Source organism: Streptomyces sp. NPDC002671, assembly GCF_053592475.1.
Map to the genome: position 1 here is coordinate 20,047 of NZ_JBSFVU010000045.1, position 16,780 is coordinate 36,826.

The following is a 16,780-nucleotide window of genomic DNA, read 5'->3' on the forward strand; positions in this document are numbered from 1 at the left end:
TGGGCGACCGCGGTTACAACCAGCCGCCCGGTCCTGCGCGCCCTGGACAACGGTCGCCAGCTGCATGCCGACGAGTTGGAGGTCGGGGGTCGAAGCCGGCGCGGCTGGACGCCGGCGCCGGGCGACGGCCGTACCGACACGAATCCGATGCTCGTGTCCTTCCAGGGCGAGCTGTACCTGTTCATCAAAGTGCTGTACTCGGACCGGATCCTCACTGCACGGAGCCTCCGCCGCCTTCGGTTGCGAGCTCCGTGCGGGCGCGCGACGCTGAGATCAGAGCCGTGCCGCCTTCAGGTGTGGTGGGCTTCGCGCACAGAGCCGCGCACGGAGGGGACCCCCTCTCATGTCAGACTCCGACCTGGTCGAACTGCTCGTCGCGCACACGGGGGATCTGCAACCGGCGCCGGACACACCCGCCGGGGACCTCACGGAACTTCGGCGGGCCCTGGCGTACAGCGCACGGGACTGTCTCACCACCGACGCCCGTGCACGTCCCGTCATGGACGACGCGGACGACACCCTCCGGGCCGAGCTGAGACGTCTGGTGGCCGCGCAGGTCGAGGAGGAAGCGGCGTCCCCTCCGGCCCGTCTGCTGAGCCGTGCCTCACCCGCCGCCGACGACCGGTCGCTGCCCTCGTGGGCGGTGGCCCTCCGCCCCGACAGGACCTTCGGACCGTTCGTGGACGGCCTCGGCCGTCCGGTCTGGTACGACCTGTTCCGGCCCAGGCGGTGGTTCGATGTCCGCCTCGGTGACCGTGGCCCGGTCGCCCTGGCCCTGCCCCCCGGCGCGTTCGGCGAGGTGCAACCTGGCGAGGGGCAGCTCAGCAGGATTCCGCCGGGCACGGTCTGGCTCGCGGCGCGCAGCCTCACGGCATCGGCGCCGGACGACGGCTGGGCGGGCCTGCGCGTCACAGGCGGCACGATGCGCGTCGGCCAGCCGGAGCGGTTGCTTGAAGACGCACTGATCGTGCCCCAGGACGCGATCGTGCACCTGACCCTCGACCTCGATCCGCCCCTCGACCCCGGCCCCCGTACGGGACCGGGCGCGGCAGCCGCCCAGGCCGTGCCCGGCTTCCCGAAGACCGTCTTCATCGACCTCGACCCCGTCGCGCCGACGGTGGTCCGCACCGCCGACGCCTCCCTGTCGCTGTACGGCACCGACTTCGCCCTCCACTGCGACGACGGCGCTCCGGCCTATGACCCGGACCTGGGCCAGATCCTGGTTCCCCTGGCCGCGACTCCCGACCGGCTTGCCCCGGGCGCATCCCACGCCGATCTCTTCACGCCTTCCGGCACGGGGCACATCACCCGCGCCGCCTGGGCCCTGCCCGTGACCACCGGACCTCACGACGCCCTCGCCGAAGCCGCCGGTACCGGCTGCCTCGTACTGTCCGTGGCGGACGGCCTGCGCGCGAACTGGCAGGGCCTGGTGGGCGGCCCGCTCGACTGCACAGCGACGGACATTCTCGTCGACGGCACCTCACTGCGGTTCATCGCGCACCGGGCGGCCGGCCGCGGGGCCCGGCAGACGTTTCAGCTCTGGCAGGAAGCTCCCGGCGTTCGCTCGTCGCTCGACATCGCTGTCCACGACGAGTTCCGGCTGGTGTTCACCAGCCACCGCGTCGCGCAGGACGGCCTCTGGGCCGACGGCACGGCCCTCGCCCACCTGGACCAGCCCCGCACGGCGGACGGCAGCCGCGTCGACTTCCGCGCCGACGTCCACTACCGGTTGCGCCACGCGCCGGGCGGGGTCGACCTCTCGCTCGACTCGGCGGACCTGCCTCCGCGAGGACGTACGGCACTCGCGCTGGAGAACGCGCTCCTGTGCGTCACCCGGCCGCTCCACCTGTCGCTGACCGGCCCGCTCACCGGGCCCGACCAACTGGAATCCGGCGATCTCGCCTTCGACTTCGGGCTCCACCAATTGCTGCCGACCCTGCCCGATCCGTACGCGGCGAACTTCACGCCTGCCCTCGATCGCTCTGAACCCGTCGGCCTGCCCCGCGTCGCGACACACGTCACCTGGTCCGAACCCGCCGAAGCCCGGCTGACGTTCGACCTCGGGGCGGACCCGGCGCAGGTGTACGCTCTGCTTCCACCGCCGAGCAGGGCCGAGTGGTCCGGCAGGCGCGGGGAACCGTTCGTCGGGCTGACGATGCTCGACGTGTCCTCCAACGCCGACCAGCTGGGCCTCTTCCTGCACCTGTCGGCAGACAGCCAGGAGCAGACACCGCTGGCCGTCGACGACCTCACGCTCACCGCACGCGGTTCGGCAGCCTGGGTCTTCCTGCTGCCCCAGTTCCAGTGGGAGCCGGTGCGCAACACCTCCAACGACCTGACCGGCGATATCGAGGGCAGGCTCGTCTCCGGTACGGACGGCACGCCCACGCTGATCGGCGCCCAGTCGGTCCGCCTGGTCCCGGTGACCGCGAACCACGTGGCCGAGGAGGTCGCCAGGGCGCACCAGGAGGACTCGGTTCCGGCCGGGGCACTGTTCACGCTGCCCTTCGGCATCGTCGCGCGGGCGCAGTTGAACCCCCGCGACGGCGACTACCTCGCCGCGCCCGGACTGGAGATCCTGCGGGCCCGCTTCGACGGACTGCGCGGCGCGCGCCAGGTCAGCCTGCGCGCCGGTGTCCGGGCCGACGCCGAGCGCGTCGACCTCTTCCCGCACATTCCGATGCTCCGCCGCCGGCCGTTCCTGCCCGGCTGGGCCCAGCAGACGGAGAACACCACCTTCCTGCCGGCCGGCTTCCCACCGAACCCTCCCGACCTCACATCCGTACTCGGCGAGCTGCGCGGGGAGTTCAACTCCGCGTTCCAGGAAGAAGTGCCCCTGACCCGGATCGACTTCGGGGGGTACGGCGCCAACACCATCAGCCGCTGGGTGAACGACTCGCCGTCGGCCGTGCAGGTCAGCCAGGTCGCGTTCGACGCCTTCCACGGCCGTACCGCCTACGAACGCGTCCAGCTCACCACCCTGCTCTGGCCCTGCCAGGCGACCTTGGTGCGCACCATCACGCTCGAACGGCACGGCTCGGCGTCGGTGGTCCGCTCGGACAGCGGCTGGGTCGCCACCACGCCCGGCCTCTTCCGGCACCCCAAGGCGCCCGGCCGGACCTTCCACCCGGGCGTGGTGCGCGGCATGTACGACATCCGCGAGATCCGGGACACCGACCACCACATCCTCCTCGACCCGGATGCGGGGGCACCGGCGGCCGACATGCAGGCGGTCTACTTCGACGCCGACATCGAGGTCGACGGCGTACAGCGCGGACAGGGTGCGGGCAGGCGTGTGCCGGCCCACCGCCAGCTCGGATTCGTCCAACGAATCAAGATCTCGGAGCAGGTCTCCTCCGGCGGTGTCGGGGCGGTCACCGCGGGCCAGCTCAGCCAGCTCTTCGACCTCCAGGGACCGCTCGGCGGGCCGGTCGACTGCACCATCCGGATCGGCTCCTCGCCGTACGAGATGCGCGTCTCCGGGATCTACGCCGACAACGCGGGCGGCAGCCCACCCGAGTTCGCCGTCGCCGCCTTCGGCAGTCCCGTCCTGCCCGGGCCCGGGCAATGGAGCGTAGTCCGCGTGCACGGCTCCACCGGCCCTGTGGAGCCAGTGGACGCACAGCTGGGCGTACCCCTCATCCGGCAGGGCACGGCCGCCGCGGGACTTTCCGCCAGTCCGTATCCCTTCCGCTGGGCCGACCCGGCGCACTTGACCGAGAGCGAGCCGGACCTCCACTACGCCCTGTTGTTCGCCAACGACACCCAGCGGATCCTCTATGAGCACCCGCGGATCACAGCCGCGGACACGGACATCACGAGCGGTGTGGAGCCGCTGCTGGCGGATCCCTACTCGCTGCTGCGCTCGGGTGGGCTGTTCCCGCCACCCCAGAACGCCATCAAGTTCGACAGGACGTACCCGCTGTCCCTCGCCTCCGGGGCACTGAGGTTCGTACCGGGCACCGTGTCGTTCCCCGCGGCCTCCGAGAGGAAACAGCAACTGGTGAACGCCGGTTCCTGGACTGCGTACGCCCTGTACCAGGGCGGGCACACCGGCTTCGAGATCGCCTCGGACGACGGCTGGAAGATCGGTCTCGCGAGGGTACGCCAGCTGCTCCGCTTCGAGCCGCTCGGCGAGATCCTCGCTCTCGTCCACGACATCCACTCGCCCACCACCGGCCCGACCGCCTTCCCGGACCTCGGGATCGAGGTACAGGGGCCACTCCAGCCTGTCGCCGATGTGCTGCAGCTGCTGAGCGCGCTGGCTCCGTCACCGGAAGGAGATCTCGGTCCCCTGCACGTGTCGGCCTGCCGGGACGGCACCGGCTTCCGCCTGTCCGCCCTGGCGGACTTCGCCGTCGAGGGCGAGCAGGGCGAGGCCGTGGACTGCGGCATGGGCAAGCTCCGCGGCCACCTGAAGGTCGGCGCCGAACTCGCCGCCGACCTCCTCGCGGCCAAGGTGGGCGGCGCCGTCTTCCTGGAGATCACCGGCGAGTACCAGCAGGAGGTCTTCCCCGGGATCTACGGCGGAGGGCGGCTGCGTTTCCTCGTCCGTGCCGACGACACCGGCAAGAGCGCCGTCGAGCTGGACGCCTGCACGGCGGGCTCCGTGGGTGGCACCATCGTCCCGGGCCTCGTCGACCTCGAAGCCGGGGTGAAGTACGGCTACTTCGTGGGACTGGACGGCACCTTCCAGCCCGGCATCGTGCTCGGCATGGAAGGCCGCGCCAAGCTCCTGTCCGGTCTGCTCGGCTTCAGCCTCACCGTCGAGGGCCGCCTCATCGTCCAACGGGTCCAGCTGGACGACCCCCGGGTAACGCTGCGCGGGGACATCCTCGTCGCCGGCACCGTCACCGCCGCCTGGCTGGTGAAGAAGCGGAAGTCCTTCCACGCCAGCTTCGACGTCACGGTCACCTGGCAGATGGTGCTCGGCGCGGCCAAGGCCGGGCTGATTCCCGTACCGCCCTGATCGCGGATCCATCCGTTACCCCGATCGCGGAGACTCCGATGGCCATCAACAGCGCGCCGCTGAACCTCCTGGTCTTCCCGCAGCGATGGCTGCCGCAGAGCCAGCCGCCCTCGCTCTCGCTGACCGTGCTCGTGCTGCCCCAGGGCGACCCGCTGACACCTCTGGACGTGACGGTCACGCCCTTCGCGGACGCCGATCTCGTCCTCGACGCCATGGTCGTTCCGACGCTCGCCGCGCTGCCGACGCTCCCGGCGGCCCAGCGGATCCCGCTCACCGGCGCACAGCCCGTCCACCGGCGCGCGCTCTTCGAGGCCCTGGCCGCCACGTTCGAGATCCGCCCGGCCACAGCACCGACCGAACAAGCGCCCGCCGCCGTACGGAAGTTCCTGCCGCACAGCTACCGCGCGGCGACCCGCTACATCGAGCCGCGCTCCCCGTATCTCGTCACGGACCACTCCTACACCTGCGCGCTCAAGGCCCCCTTCAAGGCGTCACCGCCCAAGACGCCCGACCCTCGCCTCGAATGGGAGGAAGTGATCGCCTTCGTGCTCCGCCAGCCGCTGCTCGCCCGCGAGCTGGGCCTCATCCACGACAGGACCCTCCACCTCACCGGCGCCGATCCCTTCGCGCAGGGCGGCTACCTCTTTGCGGACCTCGCCGCGACCAGCGCCTACCGAACCGCGGCGGACAATGATCCAGGCCTCCTCGCGCGCTTCGCCGCACGCATCCCGCCGCTCGTCGGCGCCCCCGAACGTCCGGTCTTCGCGCCTGTGCTGTTCCCCGTCACCGGGGTCGGCACCTTCGACGAGGTGTTCGCCGAGGCCGAGGCCTACGACAGCGGATTCGCGCGGGTGGTGCACGGCGCGCAGCCCCGTAGCGCCGCGCAGGTCGAGCACGACCCCGAGCCGCCTCCCGGGGGCCTCGCCCCGGTCAAGGACACCGGCATCCGCCTCGGCTGGGACGACGAACAGGTGACGGTCTGGCTGAACCGGCAGTTCGGTGTGAACGCTCTCGACAACTCCCTGCCGTCGCCCGACGCGCCGCTCGGCGTGGCCGGTTACCGCGTCGACGTGTGCGAGGACGACGATCCGCTCGACGACTGGCACTCGCTCACGCATGTCACCGGTGACCTCGAACTGGCGGGTATCGCCTTCGGCCACTTCGACGGCGAGCTGTGCGTCGAGACGAACCCGGTCAACCACACCTTCCAGCCCGACGGGGAGTTCTGGCTGCCCAGCTACTTCACCGCCTGGACCGGCGGATCGCTCGTGGTCCGCGACCGTACCCCCTTCCGCCTCGGCGATGCCCCGCCGGTCGTGGCCGCGGTCTACGAGGCCGTGGACGCGGACAGCGTTCCGCTGCGCTACGGGCGCACCTACCGGTTCCGGGTGCGCATGACGGATCTGACCGGTGGCGGCCCCGTCGTGACGGACCGGCAGGACGACACCGCGCCCGCGCCGACCGCCGTCGTGCCGTTCCGCCGCTTCGTTCCCCCGGGCGCCGTGCGGGTCGCCCCGGGCGGCGGTGTCGGGCCCGACGGACGGACGGCGAGCTACGACATCCTGCGCCCCCCGCTCGGCTACCCCGACGTGGTGTACACCGGGCTGCCGAACGCCGTGACTTCGCTGCTCGCGGACGTGGCCGCTGCCAAGGACGGCAAACGCGAGGCTGCCCTGCCCGACCCGGACGTCACCCAGTTGCGCGTCGACGTCCTGGTCCGCACGGTCGACGGCGACCCTGCCGCGGACTCCGACACGGGGCAGCCGTTCGAACCGCTCTACTCTGTGCTCCGGGAGTACGACCCCGCCCCCGAGCACCCGTTGACGCTCCGGGCCGTCTTCGAGGACGTACATAGCGCCGGCGCGCTGAAGAACATCGTCCTGACCGCGACCGAGCCGCTGCGGCTGCCCACCGCGCGCGACGTCCGCCTCGTCCTCACCGCCGTCGGCCGCGAGGACCCCACGCTCGCCTACTGGGGTTCGCAGGAGTCGCGCAACGGCGCCGTCCCGGTCAGTGTCTACCTGCGCGCGCCCTCGCGCGACGAGACGGCGCTCCTCAAGCCTCCGTCGGACGGTCCCGAGATCCAGGCCGTCTTCCTCCAGCCCGACGCCCTGGCCACCCCCAACCTGGCGGCGCAGCTCGCCGCGGCGGGTCTCCGGCATGACGCGCCGTCGGACCTGGTGGACCGGCTGGCGCGCGAACTCGGACTGGCACGCGAGGGGTTGACGCTCTCGGCGCGCGCCGGCCGGCGGCTCGTGATCGGCGCGACAGCGGGGCTGCGCCAGGTGACCGCACCCGACCGCGCCTCCGTCACGTTCGCCACCAGGGACGACCTGACGCGCCAGTGGCTCGTCTGCGTCCGGCTGACCGTGGACCGCGACTGGACCTGGGACGCCCTGGCTCCTGTGGCCTTCGAGCTGCGCCGCGACAACGTCACCGTCGGCTCACTCGAACTCCCGCGCACTGTGAGCCGGGCAGCCATTCAGCAGCCCGACCGGGAGCACACCGACATCCTGTTCCTCGACGCGTTCGACCCGAAGCCCGGCGGCGGCAAGCCACCCGCGCGGACCGAGGTCTCCTACACCCTGATACCGGTGTTCCGGACCCAGCCGGCGCAGACCGATCCGGCCCGGCAATGGACGCTGACCCTCCCGATCACCACGCCACCCACCCAGGTGCCGCAGCTGGTGTCCGCGGGGTTCGCCGCCAGCGCCTACGTGCGCGACCAGAGCCGATACGCCACCACCGACGCGCGCCGGCGCAGCCTCTACCTGGAGTTCGCCGAACCACCGCAGGACGACCAGGACCGTTACTTCGCGCGCGTCCTCGCCTACGGCCCCGACCCCATGCTCCTGGACGACGACCTGGAGATCCCCGATCCCGCGGAGCCGCCGCTCTGCATCGACGAGCCCATCCGCGTCATCACCCCGGGCGCCTCCAACGACTTCGCCGGTCTGACGCTGATGCGGGAACTCATCACTTCGGACGACCGCCGGCACTGTCTGCTGCCGCTGCCGGAGGGCATGGACCCCGACTCCCCGGAGCTGTTCGGATTCTTCGTGTACGAGGTGCGGGTCGGCCATGACGGCTCACGCTGGAGCACGGCGGCCGGCCGCTTCGGGCTGCCGCTGCGGGTGGCCGGTGTACAGCACCCCACACCGCAGTTGCGCTGCGCGGTCTCGCGCACCCCGCGAGCGGTCAGGGTGTCGGCTCCGCACGCCGGATCCGCCTCCGAGGGAAGGGACGTGCGCCCGTTCCCGCCGAAGACGACCATCAGCGCCCTGCTCTACGCCCGGGTGGCCCAGGCTGACGGCCGGGACTGGCGCAACGTCCTGCTGTACACGCTGTCGGGGCCCGGAACTCCCCGCGAGTGGGAGGGCTTCCGCGGAGACCGCCGGTTCCCGCAGAGCGCCGTCATCTTCCCTTACGACGAGATCCGCCGCCGACTCCGCGCCCTCGGCCTGCCGCCCGACGCCGCGCTCGGTGTCCTGGCCGTGGAGATGCTGCCGGAGCCGGGCGAGCGGCGCGGCGACCGACAGGAGCCGCTGGCCGACGGCCTCGGTACCTGCCGCATCCTGCGCACCTCACCCCTGACCGAGGTGCCGGACATCTGTCCGCCCAAGCCGGGCGACAGCAAGACCTGAGAAATGGAGACAGCCATGGAAGCGTGGGGAGCAAACGGCGGGGGGCAGCTGGGAGACGGCACGAACACCGACAGCAACGTCCCCGTGCCGGTCGCCCTGGCCGCCTCCGACACCGTCACCGCCGTGGCCGGCGGAGGCAGTCACAGCCTGGCGCTGCTGGACGATCACACCGTCCGCGCCTGGGGAACCAACAGCGCGGGGCAGTTGGGCGACAACTCGGTCAACGACAGCAACGTGCCGGTCGCCGTGCTCAATCTCGACGGCGTCGACGCGATCTCAGCGGGCGGGGAGCACAGCCTGGCGCTGCTGGACGACGGCACCGTCGTGGCGTGGGGAGCGAACTCGTCCGGTCAGCTCGGGGACAACACATTCGTGAACAGACTTGCGCCGGTCCCGGTCCCCGGCCTCAACGACGTGATCGCCGTCCGGGCGGGGAGCGCTCACAGTCTCGCCCTCCTGAACGACGGCACCGTTGTGGCCTGGGGCGCGAATGCGCAGGGACAGCTCGGCGACGGCACGAACACCGGCAGTCCGGTCCCCGTCACGGTGTCCGGCCTCGTCAACGTGCTCGGCATCGCCGCCGGCGGCCTGCACAGCCTGGCGATCTCCGGCGACGGGGAGGTAGTGGCGTGGGGTTGGAACAAGTTCGGTCAGCTGGGGGACGGCACGAACATGGACAGCAACACCCCCGTCACGGTCTCCGGCCTGACCTCCGTGGCCGCTGTCGCCGCCGGCTGCCAGGGTGACCACAGTGTGGCCCTGCTGGACGACGGCACGGTGCAGACCTGGGGCGCCGGCGGGGACGGCCAGCTGGGAAACGGTGCCAACAGCGACAGCAGCGTCCCGGTCGTCGCCGGTACGGCGGTCGGACTGGCTGGCGTAGCGCGAGTCGCGGCCGGTGCCGAGCACACGCTGACCCTGCTCACCAGCGGCGACGTCCTGACCTTCGGCCTCAACCAGTTCGGCCAGCTCGGTGACGGCAGCACCGTCCCTGACAGCAACAACCCGGTCACCGTGACCGGCGTGAGCGGGGTGTCGGCCATCGCCGGAGGCGACTCGCACAGCCTGTCCGCGTGACTGTCCCTCACGGACGCCGGCACCCGTGACATGGCGGTCACTTGTGTGCCTTCCGTCGAGCTGATGACGTTGTCGCGGCCCAGGTGGGCACTGGGCTGGGCCCGGAGGAGCTGTACGCGCGGCGGCTGGACCTCGCGTTGCAGTCGGTCGGCGCGGATGGATCTGGCCAGACTCGGCGCGGAGAGGGGCGAGTCGCTGGGACGGGTTCCCGCGGTGTCGGAGATGCTGCCCTGGCACAGGCGGCCCGAACGCCTGGTGGCGTCCGCGCCGTGGCGCGGGTTGCGGGGAGCCGGCGAGACGACCGGCCCTGATCCGAGGCGTCCTCACCCGGACGATCGAGGCCACTGGCTACCTCGCGGAAACGGAGGAGGCGGTGGCCGCTGCCGCACCGGATGTGGTCCACCAGGTCGCGGTGGTAGGCGGTCAGTCCGCTGACCGGGACGGGGCGGGGCTTCCGGTGAGGGTGTACCGCTCCTCGGCAGAGTGGCTTCGGGGACCGGATTCGGTATCGGCAGGGTGAGGCTGGCATGAGCCGGTGTCGGGTTGTCCCTCGCTACACGTCGGCGACCCGCGGAGCGGTGACTCGGCGCCAGCCGCCCGGCGCTGTCTCGCCGAGGCGGCGGCCTGAGCGCCGGTTGATGAGGCCAGCGCACTGATGCCGTGGTACCCCTTGGGGTGGCTGCGCTGCCGGCGGCGGCAGGAGTCGGCTACAGCACCACCCGCGAATTCGGCAGCGTTGCGCTCGGTCTGGTAGGCGTCGTTCCTCTCGCTTCAGCGCGCCTGGCGGCTCTGGATCTGGTTGTGGACCAGACGGTGCACCGGCCTCGGCCAGCTGGACCAGTCTGCGGCCAGCCAACACCGTTCGATCATTGACCCGCACCCCTCGGCAGCCAGACCGGCGCCAGTGGAGGCAAGGAGGAAGGCCACGACGGCGATCACGAGCCGGCCGGTCGAATGGGGCGTGCCGGCCACACCGTCGGCACGGTGGACCAGACGGTCGAGATCGAACGGATGAGTGTGCCCCAATACGCCTGCCATGGCGGTGGCGAACAGCAACGCACCAGGGAGCACGAGCAGCGCAAGCCACCGCTCCGCAAGTCGTTTGACTCGTCAGTTCCAGGTCAGGGGCAGTGCCTGATGCGGTCTAGGTCTGCGTCGAGGACGGCCATGTCCGGGTGGGTGGTCGCGAAGCTGCTGCTCGCGCGCCCAGTCGGCGAGGTCGGCTTTGTGGGCGGCCTGCACGGCATCGATGGTGGTGTTGGTGACGGTGGCGAGAAGGTCTTGGGCGTTGGGGCTCAGACCGTGGTAGCGGCTGGCGGGGGCGTAGAGGGAGGCCATGCTCGCAGGGCAGCTGGCGCCAGCTGCGGGGAGTGAAGTGCGGGCAGACCAAGTCTGTTCCTACCGTCCGCGGCGCTGGGCTACTGGCTGAGCGAACGGCGCCCGAGGAGCGTTGGGCACGTCCCCGAGGCGACGCTGCTGCGGGCCCGCTCGTGATCGTGTCGCGGGCTCTAGGGGATCATCACTCCGGGGCCGTTGTCGCCGCTCAGGTTCTCGCCGAACAATGCCTTCGCCGCCGGTGCCCCGATGTGCGTCGGGTTCTCCGCGACCGACTTCGAGGCCGTCACGCCGGAGGCGGCGCCGCGCAGCAGCCACACCGCGCCACCGTTCACGACGCTGCCCAGGTTCTCGCCCGGCGCACCCGCGACCAGGTCCGCCCTGCCGTCACCCGTCACGTCGAGCAGTCGCAGCGACCCGCCGAACACGTCGCCGGACTCCGCGACACCCGGCACTCCCGTCGTGTCCTGGTTGAACGCCTGCGCGCCCTTGCCGGTGAGCCCGCCCTTGCCGCCCTTGAGCAGCACCACGGCGCCGGCTTTCGCCTTCGAGCCGATCGCCTCGCCGGGGACGCCAACGGCCAGGTCGGGATATCCGTCGCCGTTCACGTCGCCCGTGTTCAGCCGCCCGCCGAACTGGTCGCCCTTCTCGCTCACCCCGGGCACGCCCGCCGTGTTCTGCGTGACCGTCTGCGTACGAGTCTGGCCGGGGCCGGACGGCGAACCGTAGTAGATCTTGACGGTGCCCGGGTCCTCCTCGGTGCCCTCGGTGTCGCCGTTCGGGAAGATCCGGGTGGCGAGGTCGGCGTAGCCGTCCCGGTCGAAGTCGGCGACGACGGCACCGTCCGCGGAGGTCAGCCGCTGCGGGACGGTGGACAGGCCGGTCTTGGTGCCGAGCCACAGCTTGCCGCCCTCGGCGTGGTTCTCGTAGACGTAGAAGGTCGCGAGATCCTCGATGCCGTCGCCGTTGAAGTCCCCCGCGGCGGTGGAGTTGATGGAGTTGTCGGTGCTGTACACCTTCACCTGCTGCTCGCGGGCGGGGACGCCGTCGCGGCCGAAGGGGCCGTAGAGCACGTCGTGGTAGTCGTAGTCCTCACCGTTGCCCATGAACAGGTCCGTGTGCCCGTCGCCGTCGAAGTCGCCCGCGGTGATGTCATCGCCGACCTGGGCGTTCGCCGGTGCGCTGATGCGGACGGCGCCCTGGCCGGAGATGCCGGTCTTTCGGCCCCACAGGACGATCACCGATCCGTTGACGTTGTTCTCCGGTCGGTAACCGCGGGCGACCACGGCCAGGTCGGTCAGGCCGTCGCCATCCAGGTCGCGGGAGATCATCGCGTAGCCGAAGACGTGGTTGTCACCGGAGGCGCCGGGCACACCAGGGGTGTCCTGGGTGATGACCGTGGTGCGCGCGGGGTCGAGGCCGTGCGGCGAGCCGTAGCTGATCGTGATGTAGCCGGCCCAGGCATGCCCACCGACCTTCGCGCCGGGGGCGGCGACGGCGATGTCTTGGTAGCCGTCGCCGTCGAAGTCCTCGCGCACGGTGGCTGCGCCGTCCTTCGCAGACGCGGTGCCCGCGACGATCGGCACGCCGAACGACCCGATCAAGGCGGCGGCCATGGCGGTCGATATGGTGGGTCGGCGGATGCCCACGGTTCCTCCTCAAAGCGCGAGCGATATCGAAACGCGTGCGCGCGGATGTGATTCATCTGTGAGACACGCGGAAACGGCTGATGGTTGTGCGCTGAACGGCACTTGAACGGGCCCAGGACGACTGCACCTGTCAAATACGCGCGACGCGGGACAGAACCGGCTTCGGGCACCTGAACAGGCCCCCGAGCCAGCCGAGCCCCTCACCGCCCCCCACTCGAACCCGGCCTCGATACCGGCGGAACCGGCACAGTGACGTCGCAGCCTCGACGCGCGAGATCCTTCCGACGGCATCGGAGACCAGGTCACATCGGCGGCAGGGAACGGCCGTCCCGGCGCTTGGGTACGGAGGCGACGTCCAGGCCGTGGTGGAGACGCTGACGGCGGAGATCAAGGTGAAGCAGCCGCGCGAACTCGCCGACTACGCGAAGGCGTTCGCCGGACTCGCGGAGACGGCCGTGTACGGCGATGCCGCCCGCGCCCTGATCCGGGCCGCGATCGACGCCCTGGAGTGAACCTCCGCAATTCTCCGCAACTTCGTTGAGGGCGCGGCCCGCAGCTGCGTAGCGTCGAGGCACCGACGGACCACCAGTCGGAGAGGCGGGGCCCATGCGCGCACACACGGACACCACCGCCCCGGCCTCCAGTCGCCCGTCTACGGAGTCCCCTCCCCGGCCCTGATCGCCCGCGCGGACCGCAGCTTCGCCCGGTTCCTCGCCCAGCGGACCGAGGACCAGGGCGACGGGACCGACGGCGGCGAGGACCCCCAGCGATGACCGCCGGCCACCCGCGCGACGACGCCCCAGCGGCGAGGCCCGCCAATGGTCCGTGCAGGCCGCCCGCGACGCGATCGCCGCGGACACCGATCTCCTCCTGCCCCTGCTCCACGACCCCGAACACGACTCGGCCGTACGCGTGGGCCTGGTACTGGCGATTGCGCAACTGGTCCGGGCGCACCAGGATTCGCGGACGGTGGTGTGGATGCGGACCTGCTGGCCCGACCCCACACGGCCGCGCGAGGTACGCGTGAGCGCCGCATTGGGGTGGATGTGCCTCATCGACCTACCGGTCCCGGACGAACTGCGCGCCATGCTGGACGACTTCGCCACCCACGAGACAGACCGGCTGATGGCGCCGCTGCCGTGGATGCGTGCGGCCGAGAACACCAACAGCAACGGCCTGCATCGCTGCCTGTCCGCCATGCTGCACCCCGACACACCTTACGCCGAAGACCGCTGGGACGCCCCGTGGTCCTGACCATGCCCCGCCCACACCGCAACTCAGTCTCACTGCTTGCGACTGGTTGTTTCAGACGAGCGTCGGTGTGGGAGCGGGCAGGTAGGGGGTGATGTTGCGCCACGCGCGCTCGATGTATTCCTCCTTCTCGCCGACCGGGGCGACATAGTGCAGTGCGCTTTCGGCGGCGTCGTTGCCCTCGAGGCGAGCGATGATCCAGGCGGCGAGGTAGTGCGAGGCGAGGCAGCCGCCGGCGGTGGCGATGTTGTCCTTGGCGTAGAAGGGCTGGTTGAGCACCTCGACGCCGGCGGCGATGACCCAGGGCTTGGTGGTCAGGTCGGTGCAGGCGGGGATGTCGTCGAGCAAGCCGAGCTTGGCCAACACGAGAGCGCCGGAGCACTGCGCGGCGATGAGTTGGCGCGAGGGGTCCAGGCCGCGCAGGGTGTTCATGATCGCCTGGTCTTCGACGACCTCGCGCGTAGCGATGCCACTGCCGACGATGACGGCGTCAGCGGCGCATGCCTCCTCAAGGGTCGACATCTGGTCGATGACCACCCCGTTCATCGACGTCACCTTGGGGCTGGGGGTGGCGATGGTGACGCGCCAGTCGTCGGTCTTGATGCGGTTGAGCACACCGAGCGCGATCAGGGAGTCGAGCTCGTTGTAGCCCTCGAAGGTGAGGATGGCGATGTGCACGGCGGCTGTCCTTCCGGATGAGTGGGTCCTGACGGACGGTAAGAACACGCGAACAGGACAGTCAAAGAATTGTCATGGATACAATTCGGTGCGTGGCAGCCTCGCGGTACAAAATCCTGGTCGACGCGCTCGCATCCGACATCCGGACAGGCCGGCTCGCTGCAGGCGTGCGGCTGCCGACACACCGCGGGCTCGCCGCCCGCGAGGGCATCGCCGTGGTGACCGCGACCCGGGTGTATGCCGAGCTGGAAGCGATGGGTTTGGTAAGCCGGGAGCAGGGCCGCGGCACGTTCGTGCGTGACATCGCGGTTCCCGCCGGTCACGGCATCGATCAGCAAGTCGTCGCCGCGGATGCGGTCGACCTCAGCTTCAACTATCCGTCGCTGCCCGGCCAAGCCGATCTCCTACGGCAGGCTCTGCGAGAGGTGGCCACCTCTGGTGAACTCGACTCGCTGCTGCGCTACCAACCACATCGAGGGCGTTCCCAGGACAGGGCCTCGATCGCACGGCACCTGCGGCGTCGAGGAATCACTCCGGACGCGGATGAGATCCTCGTCGTCAGCGGTGCGCAGCACGGCCTGGCCATCACCGTCATGGCCGCGCTCAACGCCGGCGACGTCGTCGCGGTCGACGCACTCACCTACCCGGGTTTCAAGGTGCTCGCGCATGCCTTTCATCTCGACCTGGAGCCCATACCCACAACCACCGACGGGCCGGATCTCGATGCCTTCGAGAAGCTGTGCGCGACCCGCCCTGTGCGCGCGATCTACACCATGCCAACGTTGCACAACCCTCTGGGGTGGGTCATGTCAGCAACTGACCGCAGCCGTCTGATCGAGATCGCTCGGCAGCACGGTCCGCTCATCATCGAAGACGCCGCATACGCCTACCTGGTCGAGGACCCTCCACCGCCTCTGGCCGCAAGTGCACCGGACATCACCGTCTACGTCTCGGGACTGTCCAAGAGCATCGCCACCGGGCTCCGGGTCGGCTTCGTCGTCGCCCCGCCGTCCAGGGTGCCGTCGCTCGAACGCGCGATTCGGGCGACCACCTGGAACACCCCGGCCCTCACCACCGCGATCGCCTGCCGCTGGCTCGAGGACGGCACGGTGGAGCACTTGGAAGCGCAGAAACGAGACGATGCCAAGGCCCGCCAAGCACTCGCCAGACAAGAACTGGCAGGCCTACCACTCATCAGCCACCCCTCGTCCTACTTCACATGGCTGTCGCTGCCCGACGACGCACGCGCCGATCGCCTGACCGCCACCCTCGCGCGCCAGCACATCTCGGTAAGCACCGCGGAGCCCTTCACCACCTCGAAGCACACACCACAGGCGCTCCGCCTCGCTCTCGGCTCGACCGATCTGGACAGTCTCAGGGCGTCGCTGCGCACAGTGCGACGAGTCGTTATCGAGGACGCCTACGCCTGAACTCCCCGCGACCAGCCGATTCCGCGGCGGCCTCGTACCCGCGACGGAGCGGGGCGTGGTCGACATGCCCCGGGCAGCCTGTGGTCGGCGGGCGATACCGCCAAGGGCCGGAAAACGCCTCCCTGGCACTGGCAACGGGTAAGTGGCTGTTGTCGTTCCGATCTTGAGGGGTGCCGGTTGAACGGGAGTCTCGATCGGGTGACTGTGGCGACGGCCGTGCATGAGAGCAGGGCCTGTTGGTAGCTCGAATGGTGTCGAAGCCAACGAGCGGTCTAGGCAGCCCTGTTGTCGCGCTTGTACGGCATCGTGGGAGCGGGGTCCACTTCGGTCACTCTTGCGTGTGACTGTCTGGCTCACCGGTTCGGGAACGCCGGCGACCGCGGGGTGCGCGAGCGCCGGTATCCCTCGGACATGTCGCATGCGGGGTGGGCAGCCGGAGGCGTACTGCCACCGCGCGATGTTGGACGCGGTTCGCTACCTGGTCGACAACGGACTGCTTCGGCAGCCTGGACCACGAGGTCATGTTCACGATCCTCGGGGAGAAGATCCACGATGGCCGGTTCCTGCGGCTGATCCGGGCCATGCTCAGGGCCGGATACTTGGAAGACTGGCGGTGGAACGCCACGCTAAGTGGGGCTCCCCAAGGCGGCGTGGCCACGCCTCCAACGCAATGGATAACCGGGCTGTGTGTCGCCCTCGGCGTCGGAGTCCGGTGACTGACCGTGTTCGGCTGGGGTGTGCTCGCGG

General features: G+C 70.5%; 9 protein-coding genes and 2 pseudogenes. 7 read left to right on the plus strand and 4 right to left on the minus strand.

Annotated elements, in window-relative coordinates:
* Positions 1-343: 343 nt before the first annotated feature.
* The 3 genes from ACWD35_RS39055 to ACWD35_RS39065 are packed head-to-tail and all read left to right on the plus strand — an operon-like array spanning position 344 to position 9,690.
* Entirely contained in the window at positions 344-4,969 is a 4,626-nt protein-coding gene (locus ACWD35_RS39055; protein WP_451356117.1) for a hypothetical protein, read from the plus strand.
* A 38-nt stretch (positions 4,970-5,007) separates the two neighbouring features.
* Positions 5,008-8,613: a hypothetical protein gene (locus ACWD35_RS39060; RefSeq protein ID WP_451356118.1), complete on the plus strand. Its 3,606-nt coding sequence runs from the start codon at positions 5,008-5,010 to the stop codon at positions 8,611-8,613.
* A 15-nt stretch (positions 8,614-8,628) separates the two neighbouring features.
* Entirely contained in the window at positions 8,629-9,690 is a 1,062-nt protein-coding gene (locus tag ACWD35_RS39065; protein ID WP_451356119.1) for an RCC1-like domain-containing protein, read from the plus strand.
* A 771-nt stretch (positions 9,691-10,461) separates the two neighbouring features.
* Here the strand turns inward: ACWD35_RS39065 and ACWD35_RS39070 are convergent.
* From ACWD35_RS39070 to ACWD35_RS39080, 3 genes are all read right to left on the minus strand, one after another.
* Positions 10,462-10,746, minus strand: coding sequence for a hypothetical protein (locus ACWD35_RS39070; protein WP_451356120.1), 285 nt, complete (start codon positions 10,744-10,746; stop codon positions 10,462-10,464).
* Between the two features lie 54 nt (positions 10,747-10,800).
* Complete coding sequence (locus ACWD35_RS39075; RefSeq protein ID WP_451356121.1) at positions 10,801-11,028, minus strand: hypothetical protein; 228 nt, start codon at positions 11,026-11,028, stop codon at positions 10,801-10,803.
* Between the two features lie 170 nt (positions 11,029-11,198).
* Positions 11,199-12,674: an FG-GAP and VCBS repeat-containing protein gene (locus ACWD35_RS39080; protein WP_451356122.1), complete on the minus strand. Its 1,476-nt coding sequence runs from the start codon at positions 12,672-12,674 to the stop codon at positions 11,199-11,201.
* A gap of 350 nt (positions 12,675-13,024) precedes the next feature.
* On the opposite strand from ACWD35_RS39080, the pseudogene ACWD35_RS39085 reads away from it, so the two are divergent.
* A pseudogene (locus ACWD35_RS39085) lies at positions 13,025-13,186 on the plus strand (transcriptional regulator); the annotation flags it as partial.
* Positions 13,187-13,499: 313 nt separating this feature from the next.
* Positions 13,500-13,928, plus strand: coding sequence for a hypothetical protein (locus ACWD35_RS39090; protein WP_451356123.1), 429 nt, complete (start codon positions 13,500-13,502; stop codon positions 13,926-13,928).
* A gap of 51 nt (positions 13,929-13,979) precedes the next feature.
* Here ACWD35_RS39090 and ACWD35_RS39095 read toward each other — a convergent pair whose 3' ends face one another.
* Positions 13,980-14,603: a DJ-1/PfpI family protein gene (locus tag ACWD35_RS39095; protein WP_451356124.1), complete on the minus strand. Its 624-nt coding sequence runs from the start codon at positions 14,601-14,603 to the stop codon at positions 13,980-13,982.
* 92 nt (positions 14,604-14,695) lie between these two features.
* Here ACWD35_RS39095 and ACWD35_RS39100 point away from each other — a divergent pair, with 92 nt between their 5' ends.
* Positions 14,696-16,033, plus strand: a complete 1,338-nt coding sequence (locus ACWD35_RS39100; RefSeq protein ID WP_451356125.1) for an aminotransferase-like domain-containing protein — start codon at positions 14,696-14,698, stop codon at positions 16,031-16,033.
* Positions 16,034-16,448: 415 nt separating this feature from the next.
* A pseudogene (locus ACWD35_RS39105) lies at positions 16,449-16,695 on the plus strand (maturase); the annotation flags it as partial.
* Between the last annotated feature and the right edge of the window lie 85 nt (positions 16,696-16,780).

Bases quoted from the DNA above. Each gene is read 5' to 3' on its own strand.
- ACWD35_RS39055 (WP_451356117.1), top strand. From the start codon at position 344: ATGTCAGACTCCGACCTGGTCGAACTGCTCGTCGCGCACACGGGGGAT.
- ACWD35_RS39060 (WP_451356118.1), top strand. From the start codon at position 5,008: ATGGCCATCAACAGCGCGCCGCTGAACCTCCTGGTCTTCCCGCAGCGA.
- ACWD35_RS39065 (WP_451356119.1), top strand. From the start codon at position 8,629: ATGGAAGCGTGGGGAGCAAACGGCGGGGGGCAGCTGGGAGACGGCACG.
- ACWD35_RS39075 (WP_451356121.1), bottom strand. From the start codon at position 11,028: ATGGCCTCCCTCTACGCCCCCGCCAGCCGCTACCACGGTCTGAGCCCC.